Origin of the sequence: Microbispora sp. NPDC088329 (assembly GCF_040685655.1) — a bacterium.
In the GTDB taxonomy this organism is placed as follows: domain Bacteria; phylum Actinomycetota; class Actinomycetes; order Streptosporangiales; family Streptosporangiaceae; genus Microbispora.
Window position 1 is genome coordinate 1 of the sequence record NZ_JBFBIP010000032.1, and the last position, 18,200, is coordinate 18,200.

General features: G+C 72.4%; 12 protein-coding genes. 5 read left to right on the forward strand and 7 right to left on the reverse strand.

Annotated features, from left to right (window positions below; all coding sequences use genetic code 11):
* The first annotated feature begins 326 nt into the window (after positions 1–326).
* On the forward strand, positions 327–1,424 hold the full coding sequence (locus tag AB0O28_RS36765; protein WP_363647208.1) for an AI-2E family transporter: 1,098 nt from the start codon (positions 327–329) through the stop codon (positions 1,422–1,424).
* 142 nt (positions 1,425–1,566) lie between these two features.
* Positions 1,567–1,977: a hypothetical protein gene (locus AB0O28_RS36770; protein ID WP_363647209.1), complete on the forward strand. Its 411-nt coding sequence runs from the start codon at positions 1,567–1,569 to the stop codon at positions 1,975–1,977.
* A gap of 33 nt (positions 1,978–2,010) precedes the next feature.
* On the opposite strand, the gene AB0O28_RS36775 is transcribed toward AB0O28_RS36770, so the two are convergent.
* The 4 genes from AB0O28_RS36775 to AB0O28_RS36790 form a co-directional block, all read right to left on the reverse strand.
* The gene (locus AB0O28_RS36775; protein ID WP_363647210.1) at positions 2,011–3,384 is read right to left on the reverse strand and encodes a hypothetical protein; all 1,374 of its coding nucleotides are present in this window, start codon (positions 3,382–3,384) and stop codon (positions 2,011–2,013) included.
* Between the two features lie 388 nt (positions 3,385–3,772).
* A complete protein-coding gene (locus AB0O28_RS36780; RefSeq protein WP_363647211.1) occupies positions 3,773–5,245 on the reverse strand; it encodes a carbohydrate-binding protein in 1,473 nt (490 codons plus the stop codon).
* A gap of 49 nt (positions 5,246–5,294) precedes the next feature.
* Positions 5,295–6,767: a carbohydrate binding domain-containing protein gene (locus AB0O28_RS36785; protein WP_363647212.1), complete on the reverse strand. Its 1,473-nt coding sequence runs from the start codon at positions 6,765–6,767 to the stop codon at positions 5,295–5,297.
* A 510-nt stretch (positions 6,768–7,277) separates the two neighbouring features.
* On the reverse strand, positions 7,278–8,492 hold the full coding sequence (locus tag AB0O28_RS36790) for a glycosyl hydrolase family 18 protein (RefSeq protein WP_363647213.1): 1,215 nt from the start codon (positions 8,490–8,492) through the stop codon (positions 7,278–7,280).
* A gap of 354 nt (positions 8,493–8,846) precedes the next feature.
* On the opposite strand from AB0O28_RS36790, the gene AB0O28_RS36795 reads away from it, so the two are divergent.
* From AB0O28_RS36795 to AB0O28_RS36805, 3 genes are read left to right on the forward strand one after another with little or no spacing between them, the layout of a single operon-like run.
* Positions 8,847–9,788, forward strand: a complete 942-nt coding sequence (locus AB0O28_RS36795; protein WP_363647214.1) for an ATP-binding cassette domain-containing protein — start codon at positions 8,847–8,849, stop codon at positions 9,786–9,788.
* Between the two features lie 59 nt (positions 9,789–9,847).
* The gene (locus tag AB0O28_RS36800) at positions 9,848–10,633 is read left to right on the forward strand and encodes an ABC transporter permease (protein ID WP_363647215.1); all 786 of its coding nucleotides are present in this window, start codon (positions 9,848–9,850) and stop codon (positions 10,631–10,633) included.
* Positions 10,630–12,345, forward strand: a complete 1,716-nt coding sequence (locus AB0O28_RS36805; RefSeq protein WP_363647216.1) for a CocE/NonD family hydrolase — start codon at positions 10,630–10,632, stop codon at positions 12,343–12,345. Before AB0O28_RS36800 ends, AB0O28_RS36805 begins: the two co-directional genes overlap by 4 nt.
* Here AB0O28_RS36805 and AB0O28_RS36810 read toward each other — a convergent pair.
* The 3 genes from AB0O28_RS36810 to AB0O28_RS36820 form a co-directional block, all read right to left on the reverse strand.
* Positions 12,279–15,710: a BTAD domain-containing putative transcriptional regulator gene (locus AB0O28_RS36810; protein WP_363647217.1), complete on the reverse strand. Its 3,432-nt coding sequence runs from the start codon at positions 15,708–15,710 to the stop codon at positions 12,279–12,281. The two genes, AB0O28_RS36805 and AB0O28_RS36810, sit on opposite strands and share 67 nt — an antisense overlap.
* Before the next feature lie 428 nt (positions 15,711–16,138).
* A complete protein-coding gene (locus tag AB0O28_RS36815; RefSeq protein ID WP_363647218.1) occupies positions 16,139–16,738 on the reverse strand; it encodes a hypothetical protein in 600 nt (199 codons plus the stop codon).
* The gene (locus AB0O28_RS36820) at positions 16,735–18,138 is read right to left on the reverse strand and encodes a selenium-binding protein SBP56-related protein (RefSeq protein ID WP_363647219.1); all 1,404 of its coding nucleotides are present in this window, start codon (positions 18,136–18,138) and stop codon (positions 16,735–16,737) included. Before AB0O28_RS36820 ends, AB0O28_RS36815 begins: the two co-directional genes overlap by 4 nt.
* Between the last annotated feature and the right edge of the window lie 62 nt (positions 18,139–18,200).

Here is an 18,200-nt window from a genome sequence, read left to right on the forward strand (position 1 = left end):
AGAAGCACCGGCGACCAGCCCGCACACACAACACAACCACCGAAGTGATCGAGAAGGAGTGCGCCGAACCGCGCCGACACCAGAAGATTACCAGGCCCTGCCGGCGGCTTGGCCCGGCTAAGCTCCAACGCATCCGCACGGAAACCTATTCCCCCAGGTCATCGACCAGATGGAAGTTCCGCGCGAGTGCCGGTCCGTCGTACGGCGCATGGCCCGGCTTCATTCCCGTCACGACTCGCCCGCGCGGACAAGGGTAGAGGCCGGAGGGTGTTAGGACTTGATCCAACTTGCGCAGCCTTTGTAGGGAGAAGGGGTAGGAACGGGACGTGACTCGACAGGGGTTCCCTCGCGCCCTGATCGTGCTGGTCGGTGCCGCCGCCGCAGTGATCACTCTCGCCGGCGTCCAGGCGGTCGGCTCGATCGTCGGCCCGGTCGTCCTGGCGCTGACCCTCGTCATCGCCGTCTCGCCGATACGCGGCTGGCTGGCCCGCCGCAGAGCGCCGATGTGGCTGCAGGTGGCCGTCCCCCTCGCCGTGGTGCTGCTGGTCCTGCTCGGCATGGTCGCGGTGCTCAGTCTCGCCGCCGCTCAGCTCGCCATCCTGGCCCCGACGTACTCGGTTCAGTTCAACGCGATGGTGGCCGACCTGCAGCACTGGGCGGCGGGCCTCGGATATGGGAGCGACCAGCTCAACAAGGCGCTGTCGTCGCTCGATCCCGGCAAGTTGATCGGCCTCGCCCAGAGCGTGTTGAGCAGTCTTCTGGGCGTGCTGTCGAGCCTGTTCCTGATCGCCGTACTGCTGCTGGCCATGAGTCTCGACGCCCCCGTGTTCGCCCGGGTCGTGGACGCCGCCTCGGCCGAACGGCCGGCGCTCGCCCGCGCTCTCAAGACTTTCACGTACAGGACCCGCCGCTACCTGATCGTCTCGACCGTCTTCGGCCTCATCTGTTCGGTCCTGGACGTCACCGCGTTGTACGTGCTGAGCGTTCCGCTGCCGCTGCTGTGGGGAGTGCTCGCCCTCATCACGAACTACATCCCGAACATCGGGTTCGTCCTGGGCCTCATTCCGCCGGCACTGCTCGGGCTGCTGGAGGGCGGCCCCAAGACCATGCTGCTGGTGATCGTGGCGTACATCGCGATCAACGTGGTCATCCAGTCGTTCATTCAGCCGAAGTTCCTGGGTGACGCCGTGGGGATGTCCACCACGGCCACGTTCCTCTCGCTGATCGTCTGGGCGTGGGTGCTCGGCCCGCTCGGCGCGCTGCTGGCGATCCCGCTGAGCCTGCTGGCCCGCGCCCTGCTGGTCGACAGCGATCCGGACGCCACCTGGGCCGCGGCGCTCATCTCCGGCCGGTTGCCGGAACGCGCCCCGGCGTCACGCCCCGAACCACAGCCGAAACAGTCCGAACAGTCCGAGCGCCGGTGAGGCTCTCCGGCCGTACGGCGCAGGGGAACCCCGACGGCCATGGGTGACATTCGGGACGAGGCGTGGCCAGGGCCGCCGGGACGGCCCTCGACACGGGACGTTTCGCGCGGTGAGGCGCGGCGCTCCGGCTTAGGGTCGGATCATGCGGCGATGGGACGACGACGAGCGGTTCACCGGGATCGCGGACGCCTCGGCGATGGAGCCGCAGGTCTCCGCCCTGCTCGAAGCGATGACGCGAGACGGGTGGGTGACGGAGCTGCCCGAGGCGCACCTGCTCCCCCATCTGCGCCGGGCATGCGGGTCGGAGTGGCTGCTGACCGGTGAGCGCCTGCTCGCCGACGGGGTCTACGAGGTGACGGTTTCGCTGGCGGGCGACAGGGAGGGCGTCCATGTGCACCGGGACGTGATCCGGCTGCTGTCGGCGATCGCCGAGAGCGTCTTCTTCGTACGGCAGGCCGCGCCCGGCGTGTTCGAGTGCGTGACCGGGATGCTCGACGGCGACCCGTCCGGCTACGCGAGCCACGGCCACATGGTCCGCCTCATCGTCACCTGAGCGCCCCTGTCCCTGACGGAAGGGGCAGCGGGCTCAGGTGGCGGGAACGGTCTCCTTCTCCCCCGGAACCGGCGCCGGTGCGGTCTCCGCGAGCCTGCGCCGCCACGGGATGGCCGCGATCAGCAGGGGGAACAGCACCAGCGAGCTGATCGCCCAGGGCGCGTGCAGCTCGCCCCATTCGGTCCCGTGAAACTGGGTGAGCACGATGTATCCGATCGCCGCCCAGAGCGAGCTCCCGAGGATCGCCGGCCAGGCCCAGCGGGTGGGCCGGGCGACCAGGAACGGCATGAACCACAGCAGATACTGCGCGCCGAGACGCGGCGTGAAGATCATGAAGGACAGCAGGATCGCGATCGTGACGTCGACCGGGTCGGCCCTGCGCCACCAGATCAGACAGGCGACGATCGCGGCGTAAATCATGTACTGGCCGATCCTCGCCGGGGTGGGGTCGAGGTTCCAGTTGCCGCCGCTGACCAGGGCCGTCCAGCCCCAGTCGCCCGTGATCGGGCGGACGTCGCTGGGCCGCAGACCGATGGTGTTGAGCACCTCGGGCAACTGCCGCCACTCGGTCCAGCCGCCGATGGGCAGCGTCAGCAGGAAGAAGACCGGCGAGACGCCGGTGGCGACCAGCGTGACCAGGCGGCTGCGCAGCCCCGGCAGGAACATCAGCAGAGCCGGCACGAGGATCACCGGCCAGCTCTTCGCACAGAGCGCGAGCCCCATGAGCAGCCCGGCCCACACCGCCCGGCCCGTCGCCGCGCGGTCCTCGTCCGACGGACGGACGATGCGCCGCACGATCTCGCCCGGCGGGATCCAGGGGAGCGGCAGGTCACGGTTCGCGAGCCGCAGACGGGCCCATGGCAGCGGCTCCGGCCGCCGCCAGTCGCCAGGGCCGCGCGCCACGACGTACGCCGCGACTCCGAAGACCAGGGAGACCGGCTCGACCTGACCGTGCACCGAGGCGACGAGGATGGCGAGGGGGTTGCAGGCGTACTGGAAGGCGCGCAGCTTCTCGGTCCGCCCCCCGGCCAGCTTGCCGACCAGCGGGATCAGCACGACGTCGGACACGACGGTGACGATGCGACCGGCGTACTCCCATGGGATGCCCAGCCACAGCAGCAGGCCGTACATGTACGGGACCGTCGGGAGGAAGTGCCATCCGCCGTTGCTCTCGAGCACCGGATCGCGGTGATCCAGGATCGCCACGCCGGCGGGCTGGAAGCTGTTGACGTAGTCGACCGGCTGCCACTGGGTGTCCCGGGCCGACAAGACCATGATCAGCACGCGTACGGCGATGCCGAGCGTGAGCGTGACGGCCAGGGACGGCCGCCAGCCCTTCCACTGGGCGACGAGCGCGAGCACGACGCCGGCGACGAGAACGATGCTGGTGGGGATCGCGTATTCCATGACGATGCCAAGCCTGCCCGACGAACGGCAAAACCGGCGACTCGATCGAGCATTCGGCGGACCGGCCGTCGCGGTCCGTTACGTTTCGGGGTATTGTGACCACGGAGCGTTATATTCAGGAGACTTCGATGAAAATTCGCCTGTGGATCACCCTTGCCGTGGCCATGATCGTCGGGATGCTGATCGGCCTGCTCGCCCCGACGCATGGGGGCGACCGGTCCGGCGGGTAGGGGGGTCGTCCCCGCCGGACCGGCCGCCTGCTCAGCACCGCCGCACGCTCAGCGGACGCCGTGTGCGGGCGTTCGCGCGGAAACGGCACGAAACGGCACGCAAACGGCGAGGGATCCGGCCCGGCGGGCCGTGCCGGATCCCTCTGGCCCTCGCCGGATCAGAAGCCCGCGGTGATCCTGGTGAAGTCCCAGTCGTTCTGCGCGATGCCGCTGCAGTTCGACACCACGCCGCCGCCGGGGCAGCCGCGGTCGCGGTTGACCGACCAGAAGGCGAGCCGGCCCAGGCCCTTCGACTTGGCCCAGTCGCGGATCTGTGTCCAGGTGGCCACGGAAGTCAGCTCCTGCTGGTCGGACAGGCCGTTCATGCCCGAGATGCCCATGTGCGCGTACGCCTGGGCGTCGCTCCAGCCCCAGGCCGCCTTGAGCGCGTTCTTCAGGCCCTCGGACGCGTTGACCGTGTTCTGGTACATGTTCGCGCCGCCGCCGAAGTCGAACGGCATGATCGTGTAGTTGTCGACGGCGACGCCGAGCGCCTTCGACTGGTTGATCAACCGGGTGCCCCACCAGCTCGGGCCGGTCGTGCTGGTGCCGAAGGTGACGACGACCTTGACGTTCGGATTGTTCTGCTTGACGATCTTCAGTCCGCCGAGGATGCGGTCCTGGACGGCCTCGTTCTCGAACTCGTCGGTGTTCTCGATGTCGAAGTCGACCGCGGCCGGGTTGTAGGCGTTGACGACCTGCTGGACGGCCGAGGCGAAGGCGGACGAGCTGGAGCAGTTGGGGCCGAGCTTGTTGCCCTGCCAGCCGCCGAAGGAGATCTGGACGTTTCCGCCGGCGGCCTTGATCTGCGAGATCGCCGTGGCGTCGGGGCTGCCGGACAACGGGCGGGAACCGTCCCACGCCGGGGTGCAGCCGCCGCCGGAGAGCATGAAGGCCATCGTGAACTGCCTGACCCCGGTGGCGTTCATGACCGTGGCCGGGTTCGGCGGGTTGCCCCAGCCCTCGTACAGATAGGGCGCGCCGGGGAGCTTGCCGCCGCTCGTGGGGCAGCCCGTGGTCGTGCCGGTCGCCGAGCCGCTCGCCGCCGACTCGCCGTTCGAGTTGTACGCCTTGACCGTGTAGGTGTGGGTGGTGCAGGTGCCGAGGCCGGAGATCGTGGCGCTGGTGCCGCCGACGGTCGCCTTGACCGAGGTGCCCTCATAGACGCGATACCCGGTCACCGTGCCGCTGGACGCGGACCAGGACAGCGAGATCGACGAGTTCGTGGTACCGGTGACGCCGGGGTTGCCCGGTTTGCCCGGCGCGCCCGAAGGAGGCGTCGGCGACGGGCTCGGGTTGCCTCCGCCGCTGACCGGCTTCCACAGAGCGGGCACGATCGGCGGCTCCCAGCCGGTCAGGGACGTGTGCGCCTGGATGCACTCGTAGTCGGTGCCGTTGTAGGTCACCCGGGCGCCGACGGCGTACCAGGTGTTCGGGGCCCAGGCCGGGTAGGCCAGCATGACCACGGTGTTCGGGGCCGCGGAGGCGGACGCGGCCGTTCCCGCGACCAGCCCGGCGGCGGCCAGGAGGATGGAGGCGAGCAGGGCGACCAGCGCCCTGACGCGCCGGTCCGTACCGAAGCGAAGCTGCATTCTTCCTCGCAAAGGTGGGTTGGAGGGTGAGTGGGGGGTCGAGGAGGTGTCAGCCCGTGAAGGCCTTGAGGATGTTCGTGAACTCGTAGGCGGACTGGGAGACGCCGCTGCAGGTGGGCGAGAGGGTGCCGTTCGGGCAGCCGCCGTTGTCCCGGCCCACCGACCAGAAGCCGATCCGTCCCACGTGGTTGGCCTGTGCGTACGACAGGAGCGTGCGGGCGTCGGCCTGGTAGGTCACCTGGCCCGTGTCGTTCTTCCCGATCATCGGGGTGAGGCCGAGCATCCGCTTGATCTGCGCGTCGGTCCTCGACGGCCAGATCTGCTTCATCTGGGCCACAGTGGCGTTCGCCGCTCCGACCATCGCGGCGCCCCAGGCACCGGAGTAGCCGAAGTCCATCAGCATCGGGTTGACCAGGACGTTCAGGCCCCTGGCCGCCGCGTCCTGGAGGATCTGCACCGAGAACGGGTCGACGCCGTAGTCCTGGCCCTGCACCCGCAGGGTGTAGCTGATCACGGTGCCCCTCTCGGCCTGCAACTGCCTGAGCGCCGTGTTGACCTTGGCGGCGTCGATGGACGCCTCGACGTCCACGTCGAGGTAGTTGGTGCCGACCGTGTCCAGCACCTTCTTGTACGCCGCGAGCAGCGCCGCCGAGGTGCCGCAGGTGTGCTCCAGGTAGGGCCCCACGGCGCCTCCGGTTGCCACGATCACCTGACCGCCCCTGGCCTGCAGGGCCTTGACGTCGCCGACGATCCGGGCGTCGCCGATCGGGATCGTGCCGCCCCAGGCCGGGGTGCAGCCCGTGCTGTCCCCCAGCGCGAAGGCGAGGGTGTAGTTCTTCACCCCCGTCGCGGTGTACGCGCTCACCAGCGACGGCGTGGTCATCGTGACGTCGACGTACGGCGCGAAGGTGATGGCGCCCGGGTCGGGCGGCGGCCCGGAGGGCGACGGGCTCGCGCTCGGCGAGGGTGAGGGTGAGGGCGACCGCGACGGACTGGCCGAGGCCGACGGGGACGGCGAAGGAGACGGCGAGGGCGTGGTGCCCGGTCCGTCGAGGACGAGGTCGTCCGCGTAGTAGGCGCCCTGGCCGTACCATCCGTTGACGTAGACCGTCACGCTCGTCGTGGCGGATCCGGTGGTGAAGGACGTGGCCAGTCGCGACCACGCCGACCCCGGCGATGCCCACGTCTGGACCTCGACCGCGGCGCCGGTCGCGCCGAGGAAGACGTAGTCGCCCCGCACCCAGGCCGACAACGCGTACGTCGTGGACGGTTTCACCGCGATCGTCTGCCGGCACCGGGCGTAGTCGTCGCCGGTCGGCGTCGCCGACAGCGCCTTCGACCCGCCGTGCACCGCACTCGACACCACCTGCGCCGTCGGTGCACACGTCCAGCCCGTCAGGCCCGACTCGAAGCCCGGGTTGGCGGCGATGTTCGCGGCCCGGGCCGTTCCGGTGAAGCCCCCGGTGAGCAGGGCGGCGCAGGCGAGGGACGCCGCCGTGCCGATGCCGATGAGCTTTCTCATGCGCGCCGTCCCGGGTGCGCGGCGAAGATCGCCGGGTACGCGTGGCGCCGATTCGTGATCTGCATGGTCACAACCTCTGTGGGGGGTGAACGGGAGGTTGGTGGATCTCCGTACGACCGGCGCCTGACGGAGGCGGCCGATCGGACGACACCGGCCGTACGGAAGCCGGGAGCGCGACGGGACGCGGGAGGAGGAGACGTCAGGGAGGGGAAGAGGCCATGTCGGCTCCCGGGTCGTTCTCTTTTAGGAAAGTTTCCTAAGAGTTATACGGATCGTAGCCTCGTGGTCGCGGGTCCACAAGACCCAATTCGACAGCGTTCCTAACGAAGGCTGTCAGGCCGCGGGTCGAGGCCGCGCACGCGTTATGCGGAGCCGCCCCGGCCACGGTCGACGCCGAGCGCTTCACGGATCTCGCCGCCCGCGGCCGGTGCGCGCTGGAGGACGGCCGGGCGGGTCTCGGGGGCCGGGCCGCAGAGGTCTCGGGGGGCCGCAGAGGTCTCGGGGGGCGGTTCAGCGCAGGATCGCGCCCTCGCGAAGGGCGTGCCTGCCGTTGCTCTGGACGTTGACGAAGTCGACGAGGCCGACCAGCTTCTCCAGGTCGAACCCGGACTCGATGCGGTCCGGGTCGGCGGGGAGATAGACCGTGAGCAGATAACGGCGGCCGGTGGCCGCGCCGAGCGCGTCGAGTTGCGCGCGGAACTCGGCCAGCAGGGCCGTCAGGTTCCGTCTGTCGTCGAGGCCGGAGTGGTTGCCCAGGTGCCCCTCGCCGCCGGGCCACTCCCAGTCGACGTCGACGCCGTCGAAGACGCCCGCCGCGCTGCCCGGCCCGCCCCTGCCGTCGACGCCCGGAAGGTCTCCCCTGATGTACGCGTCGAGACACGACTTCACGAACCTCTGCCGGGTGGCGGTGGTCCGCGCGACGTCGGAGAAGTACTTGGAATACGTCCAGCCGCCGATCGAGACCAGCGCCTTCAGGCCGGGGTGGCGGGCCTTGAGCTTCTTCAACTGGTTGAAGTTGCCGGCGAGCGGCGCGTCCGGAGGGTCGGCCACGCCGTCCAGCGACTCGGCGGCCGTGAAGCCGCGCTGGTAGTCGGCCCAGGCGTCCCCCGCGCCGTCGCCCTGGTCGGGGTCGTTCGGGTCGGGCGCGAGCGGCCGGGTGACCCCGGTGAGACAGGTCAGCGAGCCGGGGTCGATGTTCGCGAAGGCGTACAGGACGTGGGTCAGCCTGCCCGCCAGCCCACTGGTGTGGAGATCGCGCACCGTTGACGTGGCGCCGTACGCGCCGCGCTGCGGGACGTACCCGACCCTGATGCGGCCGCCCGGTGAGGAGGACGGCGAGGGGGACGGCGACGGTGTGACGGTCACGGTGACCGTCACCTCCGGCACGGGAACGGCGGCGGCCGCCTGCGCTGCGGCGACTCCCTGCGCGGGAGCGGCAGCCTGCACGGCGGCGGCTCCCTGTGCTACGGCTCCCTGCGCGGCGACGGCCGCTCGCGCGGGGGCGACCGCCTGCGCGGGAGCGACCGCCTGCGCGGGAGCGACCGCGGCCCGCGCCGGTGCGGCGGCGGCCCGCGGCACCACGATGCGTGACCTGGCCTGCGTCCGCCTGATGGCCGTGGTGTCGGTCTCGGTGGCGCGGGCCGGGTCGTACCAGGCGACGAACAACGAGGACAGCAGGGCGCTCAGGACCACGACGGTGAAGGCGCCACGCGTGATCGCTCCCATGTGGGCTCCGAACAAGGATGAGCCTCCGCGACGAGCCGCGGAGGACGGAAGAGGAATGCCGCGGGAGCGTAGTGAGGTCGTCGCGTCGCGGACAAGGAGCGGAGTCTTAAGCCGGGATTATCCGCGACTCATGTCGCAGGCGGGCACGTTCCAGCGGCACCACCTGCGGTTATCGATGACGCCGCGCTTCTTTGCAAGTTTCACCCCCGCTGCCGGGCCGCGAGTCCGCAGGGCACCCCGCCGGCGCGCGCCGGTTCCTCCTCGCCGGTCTCGTGCCGACCCGGTGCCGGGCCGGTGCCGGCGCCGCCAGCGCCGTGCCAGCGCCGTGCCAGTGCGGGCGGCGACCGTCGGAGCATGACGTACGCGATTGAGGCCCACGGTCTCGTGAAGAGATACGGCGACAAGGCCGCGCTGGCCGGGATCGACCTCGCCGCGCCGCCGGGTTCGGTGCTCGGCGTGCTCGGCCCCAACGGCGCGGGCAAGACCACCGCGGTGCGCATCCTCGCCACGCTCATGTCTCCCGACGGCGGCCGGGCGATGGTCGGCGGGCACGACGTGGTGAAGGCGCCGGCCGAGGTGCGGAAGCTGATCGGCCTGACCGGCCAGTACGCGTCAGTGGACGAGAAGCTGACCGGGCGGCAGAACCTGGTGATGATCGGGCGGCTCCTCGGCATGAGCCGGACCACGGCCCGGAGCAGGGCGGCCGCGCTGCTCGCGGAGTTCGGGCTGGAGGACGCCGCCGACCGGGCGGCGGGGTCCTACTCGGGCGGCATGCGGCGGCGGCTCGACCTCGCCGCCAGCCTGGTAGGCCGGCCGTCGATCATCTTCATGGACGAGCCGACGACGGGGCTCGACCCGCGCGCCAGGGCGGACCTGTGGCGCATCGTGCACGAGCAGGTGGCGGGCGGGGCGACCGTGCTGCTCACGACGCAGTACCTGGAGGAGGCCGACCAGCTCGCCGACGAGATCGTGCTCATCGACCACGGCCTGGTGGCCGCCAGGGGCACGCCACGCGAGCTGAAGGCCAGGGCGGGCGACCGGCGGCTGGAGATACGGCCCGAGCGCGACGCGGAGAAGGCGGAACTGATCCTCGCCGAGGTTTCCGGCCTCGCACCGCACCGCGGGGAGGACGGGCTGCTCAGCGTTCCACTGCTGGACCCAGCGGTGAGCCATGCCGTGTTCCGGCGGCTGGAGGAGGCCGATGTCCCCCTTTCCGAGCACGCCGTGCGCCGGCCCACGCTCGACGAAGCGTTCCTCGCCCTCACCGGCGCCGCGACCACGGGGAGGACGCGATGACCGCCGCACCCGTCACGAGATCACCACGACGGACCGATGACGTCCGCGGGGAGAACGTGATGACCGCCATGCCGTCCACGTACGGGCGCCGGAGCGCGCTCGCGCAGGGCATGACCCTCGCCTGGCGGAGCCTGGTGCCGCTGAGGAACGAACCCGGCCGGCTCGTCCAGTTCCTGCTTCAGCCGATCTTCATGGTCGTGGTCTTCGTCCTGATGTTCGGGGCGATGTCCGGCGACCCCGAGCACGCCGCGCGCTATCTGATGCCCGGCGTGCTCACGCAGGTGGCCCTCATCTCGACGAACACCACGGGGATGAACCTCGCCGAGGACATCGTGAACGGCGTGTTCGACCGGTTCCGGAGCATGCCGATCGCCCGCTCCGCCCCGCTCGCCGGGCGGGTGACCGCGGACGCGCTGACGACGGCCGTGACCATCTCGGTGGCCCTGCTCGCCGGGATCGCGGCCGGATTCCGGATCACCGCCACGCCCCTGGAGGCGCTGGGCGGCCTGACCCTGCTGCTGGTGTTCACGCTGGCGCTGAGCTGGGTGTCGGCCTGGCTCGGGCTGAAGGCCAGGTCCGTCGCCTCGATGCAGGGCACGGCGACCGCCGTCCTGCTGCCGCTGACGTTCGGCAGCAGCGCGTTCATCCCCCCGGCCAACCTGCCGGGCGTGCTGCGCTGGTGGTCGTCGGTCAACCCGGTCTCGCACCTGGCCGACGCCGTACGCGCCCTGCTCACCGGCGCGCCCGTGGGAGCGCACGTCTGGGTCACCCTGGCGTGGGCCGCCGCCGTCACCGCCTGCTTCGTCCCGCTCGCCGTACGCGCCTACACCCGGAGGATCCGATGAACGCCCCGGCGATGAGCCCCGCGATCCCCGTCCCCGCACCCGGCTGGGCGGCGCATCTACCGCCCGGCCGGGACGTGTGGACGCCCATGCGCGACGGCGTACGGCTCGCCGCGACCGTCTGGCTGCCCGAGCCCGGCGGGCGGTATCCCGTCCTGCTGGCCCGGACTCCGTACGGCAGGGCGCCCTACGGCCCCGGCCTGCGGCTCGACGTCACCCGGCTGCTGTCGGCGGGCTACGCGGTGCTGGTGCAGGACGTGCGCGGCACCGGCGAGTCGGAGGGCGACCTGCGGTTCATCACCGGGGAGGCCGCCGACGGGCACGACACGGTGACCTGGGCCGCGCGCCAGTCGTGGTGCGACGGGCAGGTCGGCATGTTCGGCGACTCCTACCTCGGGATCGCCCAGCTTCTGGCCGCGAGCGAGCGGCCGGACGGGCTGCGGGCCGTCGCGCCCTCCGCCTGCCCCGCCGGGCTGCACGACGTGGTGTACGCCGGCGGCGTCCTCCGGCTGGGCGTCGTCCTCCCGGTCCTGGCGACCGTCATCGCGCCCCTGCAACGGGCACGCCGCGCCCGGCTCGATCCGGGAGAAAACGGTCACCCGGCCGCCCCGGCGACCCGGCTCGACGAGATGCTCCGGCGCCTTCCCGTCGGGGACCAGCCAGAGATCGCGGACCTCTTACCCTTCTATTCCGACTGGCTCGCGCACCCCGGCCCCTCGCACGAGCTGTGGCGGGACGCCGACCTGGAGGCGCGCTACGACAGGATCGAGGCGCCGGCACTGCTGCCGACCGGCTGGTACGACTACTTCCGCGACAGCACCATCCGCACCTACCACGCTCTGTGCGGCAGAGCCCGCCTCGTCGTCGGCCCGTGGACCCACGCGGTCCGCGAGCGGAGACTGGCGGGACGCGACCACGGCGAACACGCGAGCGGCGAGGCCGTCGACTGGACCGGCCTCCACCTCGACTGGTTCGGCCACTGGATGCGCGGCACGCCGCTGAGGGACGACGCGAGGGTCCGGGTGTTCGTCACGGGCGCCTGCGAGTGGCGGGCGATGGCCGGCTGGCCGCCGGAGGGGGAGTCCGTCCGCTACCACCTGGGAGACGGCGGCGCTCTCGGGCCGGAGACGGCGCTGCGCGCCTCCTTCCATTCCGACCCCGGCGATCCCGTTCCGACCATGGGCGGCGACGTGGTGGAGTTTCTGCCCCCGGGGCCCGGGCCGGTGGACCAGCGGCCGCTCGCCGGCCGGGCCGACGTGCTCCGTCACACGACCGCGCCGCTGCCGGCGCCGCTTGAGGTCATGGGGGCGGCCGAACTGGTGGTCACCATCGGGGTCGACGCGGCGCACCCGCCGGCCGACCGCCCTGTGGCGGCGGGCCGCGACGCCGCAGGTTCCGGTGACGCGCATTTCACCGTCACCGGCAAACTCGTGGACGTGTGCCCGGACGGCCGGGAGGAGATCCTCGTGGACGGCATCGCCGGAGTCGCGGGTGGCGGCGCGGGACCGGAGAGGGTACGCGTCGTCCTCGGCAATCTGGCCCACGTCTTCGGTGCGGGACACCGGGTGCGGGTGGAGGTCGCGGGCTCGAACTTCCCCAAGTACGCCCGGCACCCCGGCGAGGCGCTGATCACGGTCAGCGCGCCGTCCTACCTGGTGCTGCCGGTGGCGGGCAGGCCGAGGTCCTCACGCGACGCCGTACGGCCGCGCTCGTAGGCGGCGTCGAAGGCCGGGCCCGTCGCCTCGCGCGCCGCCGTCAGCGCCTCGGCGGCCCCGGCATCCGCCCGCAGGCCCGCATGAGCGGCGTCGGCCGCGCCGAAGAGCGACGCGGACCGCTCCGCGTCGCCTTCGGCCAGAGCGATCATGGCGAGCCCGGCCAGCACGGTCCCGAGCACGGGCAGGTCGGGGGTGGCGCCGAGGGCGCGCAGCGCCTCGTGGTGACGCGCCAGTGCGCCGTCGAGGTCGCCCTTGTCCAGCAGCGCCCTGCCGTACTCGGCGTACGCCGTCGCGAGCTGCTGCGGGACGGCGGGGGTGGCCTCCAGCACGGCCAGGGCCTCCTCGTGCGCCGCGACCGCGCCGTCGAGGTCGCCCCTGCTCCGCGCCACCTTCGCCTCACCCATGCTCACCTGGACGAGCGCGTAGGGCGAGACACCGGCGGACACCTGGGACCGGGCGGCGGCGACGTCCGCCGCCGCACCCTCGGCGTCGCCCGCCTGAAGGCGCAGCTCGGCCAGGCGGGTCAGCGTGGAGATCGTGTCGTCCGCGCTGACCCATCCGGCGGTCAGCCCCGCGATCTCGCCGATCAGATCCGCCGTCGGCGCGCCCCGGCGGGCGCGGAGTGTGGCCAGCGTGAGCAGGGCCTCGCTGAGCCCCCAGCGCTCCCCCAGCGCCCGGAACCCGCGCACCGCCTCCTCGACGTCCCGTTCGCCGTCGCCCGGCAGGCCGAGCGACCCGCCTCTGATCATCAGTGCCGAGCCGGCCAGCCAGGGATCGTCCGAGCCGGCGTACGCGTCGAGCATCGCGGCCGCCTCCTCCCTTCGCCCGGCCATCGCCGTCACGACCGCCCGCAGGATCGGCAGCATCGGATGCACCGGGCCCTCACGCAGGCCGGCCTCGACGAGATCGCCGAGTTCCCGGCGAATGTCCTCCAGCCGGGCGGGCTCCATCCAGATCGTGCCGAGCCGGGTGACCGTGACCGCGAACCGGCATCCGGCGTAGGCGCGCACCAGCCCGGCGGGCGGGCCCTCGGGGACGAGATCGAGCACCTGCCCGGCCCAGACGGCCGCCTGACCGCGATGCCCGCGCAGCCACCAGTACCAGCCCAGCGTGCCGCACAGGCGCAGCGCGGTCTCGGTCTCGCGGGAATCGACGGCCCAGCGCAGGGCGGCGTTCAGGTTGTCCTGCTCTGCGGTCAGCCTGGCCATCCACTCCAGCTGCCCGGCTCCGCGCAGGCGCGGCTCGGCCTCCTCGGCGAGCCGCAGGAAGTGGGCCGCGTGCCGGCGCCGGTAGCGGTCGAGCTCACCCGTGTCCGTCAGCCGCCGGAGCGCGTACGCGCGGATCGTCTCCAGCATCCGGAACCGGCCGTCGCCCGTCGTCTCCAGCAAGGACTTGTCGACCAGGGACGGCAGCACCGCCACCACGTCGAGGCCGTCGCCTCCGCAGACCGGCTCCGCGTCGTCGAGCGTGGCGCCGCCGGCGAACACCGCGAGCCGCTCCGCCAGCGTCCGCTCCTCGGGCGTGAGCAGGTCCCAGCTCCACTCGACCACCGCGCTCAGCGTCCGGTGCCGCGGCAGGGCCGTACGGCTCCCGCCGGTCAGCAGCCGGAACCGGTCGTCGAGGCGGGCCGCGAGCCGTTCCGGGCCGAGCGCCCTGATCCGCGCCGCGGCCAGTTCGATGGCGAGCGGCATCCCGTCGAGACGGCGGCAGATCGTGACGACGTGCGGGGTCGTGTGCTCGTCGAGGGCGAAGCCGGGGCTCACCGCGCGGGCGCGGTCCACCAGAAGGCGTACGGCCGGGTGCTCCCTCGCCTCATCGGGGGCGACCCCCTCCGGAGGCAGGGCGAGGGGCGGGATCGGGGCGAGCGCCTCCCCCGGCACTCCGAGCGGCTCGCGGCTGGTCGCCAGCACGCGCACGCCCGCGCAGCGGCGCAGCACGAGCTCGGCCAGGCCCGCCGCGGCGTCGATCACGTGCTCGCAGTTGTCCAGGATGAGCAGCAGCTCGCGCCCGGCGAGGGAGGCGACCAGGCGCTCGGCCGGGTCCGGCGGGTCGCGCCGCCAGTCCCCGCCCACCCGCGGCTCGGCGTCGGCGCCCAGCGCCGCGAGCACGGACCGTACGACGTCCGCGGGATCCGTCAGGGGGGCCAGCTCGGCAAGCCACGCCCCCTCGCCGTACCCGTTCCCGCTGTACCTGTTCCCGCCGTGCCCGATCTCGTCGTGCCCGCTCCCGCCGTGCTCGCTCCCGCCGTGCTCGCCCGGCCCGGAGCCGCCCTCTCCGGATTCCCCCTCCCCGGCGACGCCGTTTCCGGTGAGGCGCAGAGCGGTCTCGACGGCCAGGCGCGTCTTGCCCGCCCCGCCCGGCCCGACGATCGTGACCAGCCGGGATTCGCGCAGAAGGGCCGACAGGTGCGCGACTTCCTGCTCGCGGCCGACGAAGGTCGTCGGCGGCGCCCACATCCTGCCCGCGCGCCGGCCCGTGCCGCCGGTGGCGCTCCTGGCGGTGCCGTGGACGACGCCACTGGCCGTGTCACCGCCGGTGCCGCCGGCGGTGACACTGGCGCTGCCGAGGGTGGGACCTTGGGCACCGCCAATCGGCCGGGCGGGCGCAGCCGGGACCTGCCCGCGCAGCACGTCGAGTTGGGCGGCCCGCAGCTCCGGGCCCGGATCGACGCCGAGCTCGTCCGCGAGCGCCCGCCGGACCCGCTCGAACAGGGCCAGCGCCGCGGCCTGCCTGCCCGAGCGCGCGAGCGCGCGCATCGTCAGGGCCGACAGCCGCTCACGCAGCGGATGGGCGGCCACCTCGGCGGACAGGTCCACCTCACGGCCCAGCGCGAGATACGCGGCGGCGCGGGCCTCGACCACGGCCAGCCTCCGCTCCTCGAGCCGGGTCGCCGCGGCCGCCAGAGCGGGCACCGCGCGCAGGCCGGCCAGGGCGGGCCCGCGCCACAACGCCAGCGCCTCGTCCAGTTCCGCGCACGCGTCATGAAGCACCGCGTTCGGGGCTGCGGCGCCCGCCGCCCGGTCCGGCAGCGTGCCCGTCGCGTAGCGAAAGGTCATCGTGGTGAACACGTGGGCGTCGACCCGCGCCGGCTCGACGCCGAGCAAATAGCCGCCGTCGCGCCACACCACCGCGCCGGGCCGCCCGAACGCCGCGCGCAGGCGTTTCACCAGCGTCTGCAGGGCGTTCGCGGCGTTGGCCGGTGGTCCGTCCTCCCACAGCGCGTCCACGAGCCGGTCGGCCGGGACGAGGCGGCCGGGCTCCAACGCGAGCAGGGCCAGCAGCGCGCGCACGCGCGTGCCCGCGACGGCGACCGCAGCCCCGTCGTCGTCGACGACCTCGAGCGCGCCGAGGAGACGAACCCGCACGTCGGTCAATCCTGCCATGCGCCCGGGGCCGGGGCCCACCTGCCGGGCGCCGCCGAGGTCCTGCGGCGGGCGGCCGAGGCCGCGACCGCCACCCAGTGGCCGGAGCCCCGCGACGACCAGTACCTCCACTACGAACGGATCGCGTACGCGCGCAGCGAGAGCGGGATCCCCAATGTCGGGCCGCGCCACATCAACGGCGAGATCTGGGCATCCGTCGACGGCTCCCGCTGGGCGACCTGGGCCCCGGGGGCGCCGTCTCCCGCGAATCCCTCATCTTTCGACAAGGCCTCCTACGTCCTGCTCGGCGGCCAGGAACGCGTGCCGGGGTACGGGCGTGAACTCTGGTCCATCACCCGTCCGCGGATCACCGACGTGCTCCCGGACTGGTCCGCGTCTGTGAAGCGGAGAGACTGCGCCTGAGCCTTCGCTCAGACGGCGCCGACCAGGGTGATGACGCCCGCCCCCACCAGGGCGAACGCCCACATCCTGTCCAGGTTGAACCAGGCCCGGCGCAAGACGGCCACGCCGAGGAACTCGTACACCACGACGGCGACGACGGTCGCCGTGAGGAACATCGCGAGCGTGTGCACGCCGGCGACGAGCATGCCGCCCGACAGGACGTGCCCGTGGTGACTCGCCGGCATGCGGGTCAGCACGGGCAGCAGCATCAGGCCCGCGCCGTGCACCGACGACATCAGGAACGACCAGGCGGCCAGTTGCGGCAGCGACAGCCGCATGCCCACCCAGCGGAAGTGCCGCCGGGCGAGCAGGTGCCACAGGCCGAACCCGACGAGCACGACGCCCGCCCCGATCGACAGGGCCGTGGCCGTCACGATCGACCCGGTCGCCGACACGGCGAGCACCACGAGGGCCACCGAGGCGAGGTGGCCCAGCGCGATGACCGGCAGGGACTGCAGCAGCAGGTCGCGGCTGCGCTCCTGCAGCCCCCTGGCGACGGCGAACAGCCAGCCCATCGCGGGGTTGATCCCGTGGAAGGCGCCGAGCAGGATGACGGCGGTCAGCGTCACGGGTAGCAGTAGGAGTCGGAGGACGCGTCGCCGCCCTGAAGCCGGGTCTGGTGCGGGCGCAGGCCGCGGAAGTCGCCGCCGTGCGGGAAGAACCGCTCGTCCAGGGTGAACGACTCGGTGTCGATCTTCGCCATCCAGGCGCCGACGCCGTCGGGGTAGAACTGGTCGTCCCAGGCTCCGTACAGGGAGTTGGTGACGTAGACCCGGCGGCCGTCGCGGCTCACCTCGACCATCTGCGGCCCACCGGCGAGCCGCTCGTCCGGCGCGGCGGGGTGCGCCTCGCGCCGCACGATGCCGCCGAGGCGGATCGACCCCAGCTCGACCGGCTTGAACGGGTCGGACACGTCGTACTGCTTGAGCTCGCCGGTGCCCCAGCACGACACGTACAGGCGCTGGTCGTCCACCGACAGGTCGATGTCGGTGACCAGCGGCGGCACCGCGCCGAACGGCTTGAGCACGTCGGGCAGGTCGTCCGGCGAGGCGGGCTCGGCCGGGATGGTGATCACCTTCCGCGCCGCCCAGCGGGAGCCGTCCCCGTGCCTGACATCTCTGTGCCAGACCCACACGGAGGCCGACAGGTCCTCGACGCTGACGACGACCCCGGCGAAGCCGTAGGTCTTGGTGGGGTCGTGCGCGGGCCGCAGCTCCAGCGCCATCTGGTGCTGGTCGCCGAGGTCCACCTCCTGGAGGTGCTTCCGCTTGCGCAGGTCCCAGAAGTGCAGCTTGTGGCCATACTTGCGGCCCAGCAGCAGCTCGCCGACGACGCCGTCCTCGATCATCGAGGGCGTGCCCCACTCCGAGGTGATCACCACGTCGTGGTTGATGTGCCACCAGAAGTCGTACGCCAGATACTGCGGGCCGCGGTCGACCTCCCACCGGCCGAGCACGTCGAACGAGTTGTGGTCGAGGATGGCGATGCCGCCGGGCCCGTCGTCGCCGTATCCGCCGAGCGCGCTGACGTACAGCCCCTCCGGGCCGCAGTGCACGGTGTGCGGACGGGAGTAGCCGGCCCGCTTACCCAGCTCCTCGGCCTCGACGACCTTCACGAGCTCCGGGCTGACCCGGTCCTTGGTGTCGTAGACGTAGATCCGCGACGACCGCAGGCCGGGGACGATGAGGTAGCGCCGCTCGACGTGGGGGTGCGGCGCGTAGGGGCACAGCGCGCTGCTGCACGCGTTCCAGCCGAAGTGGTGCAGCTCGTCCCCCGTGTACGGCAGGTCGGTCCAGCCGACCACGGTCCCGTACGACGAAGAGCCGGGGTCGGTGTCCAGCACGGCCAGCGCGTCGGGCCGCTCGGCCGACCGGTCGAAGGCCGCCACGTAGGCGAGCTTCTCCGGCGGCGCCTCGGCGGCGTCGCGCGGCGAGGGGTAGAAGGTCGGATCGGGCTTCCACAGCGTCATGCCGTTAAGGTTGTCCCTAATTTCCGCTAGGGTCAATAGGGATCTACCGAGCTGCGGCGGGG

Coding starts and splice junctions, on each gene's coding strand:
- AB0O28_RS36780 (WP_363647211.1), bottom strand. CDS start 5,245: ATGCAGCTTCGCTTCGGTACGGACCGGCGCGTCAGGGCGCTGGTCGCC.
- AB0O28_RS36785 (WP_363647212.1), bottom strand. CDS start 6,767: ATGAGAAAGCTCATCGGCATCGGCACGGCGGCGTCCCTCGCCTGCGCC.
- AB0O28_RS36805 (WP_363647216.1), top strand. CDS start 10,630: ATGAACGCCCCGGCGATGAGCCCCGCGATCCCCGTCCCCGCACCCGGC.
- AB0O28_RS36775 (WP_363647210.1), bottom strand. CDS start 3,384: ATGGAATACGCGATCCCCACCAGCATCGTTCTCGTCGCCGGCGTCGTG.
- AB0O28_RS36790 (WP_363647213.1), bottom strand. CDS start 8,492: ATGGGAGCGATCACGCGTGGCGCCTTCACCGTCGTGGTCCTGAGCGCC.
- AB0O28_RS36770 (WP_363647209.1), top strand. CDS start 1,567: ATGCGGCGATGGGACGACGACGAGCGGTTCACCGGGATCGCGGACGCC.
- AB0O28_RS36795 (WP_363647214.1), top strand. CDS start 8,847: ATGACGTACGCGATTGAGGCCCACGGTCTCGTGAAGAGATACGGCGAC.
- AB0O28_RS36820 (WP_363647219.1), bottom strand. CDS start 18,138: ATGACGCTGTGGAAGCCCGATCCGACCTTCTACCCCTCGCCGCGCGAC.
- AB0O28_RS36800 (WP_363647215.1), top strand. CDS start 9,848: ATGACCGCCATGCCGTCCACGTACGGGCGCCGGAGCGCGCTCGCGCAG.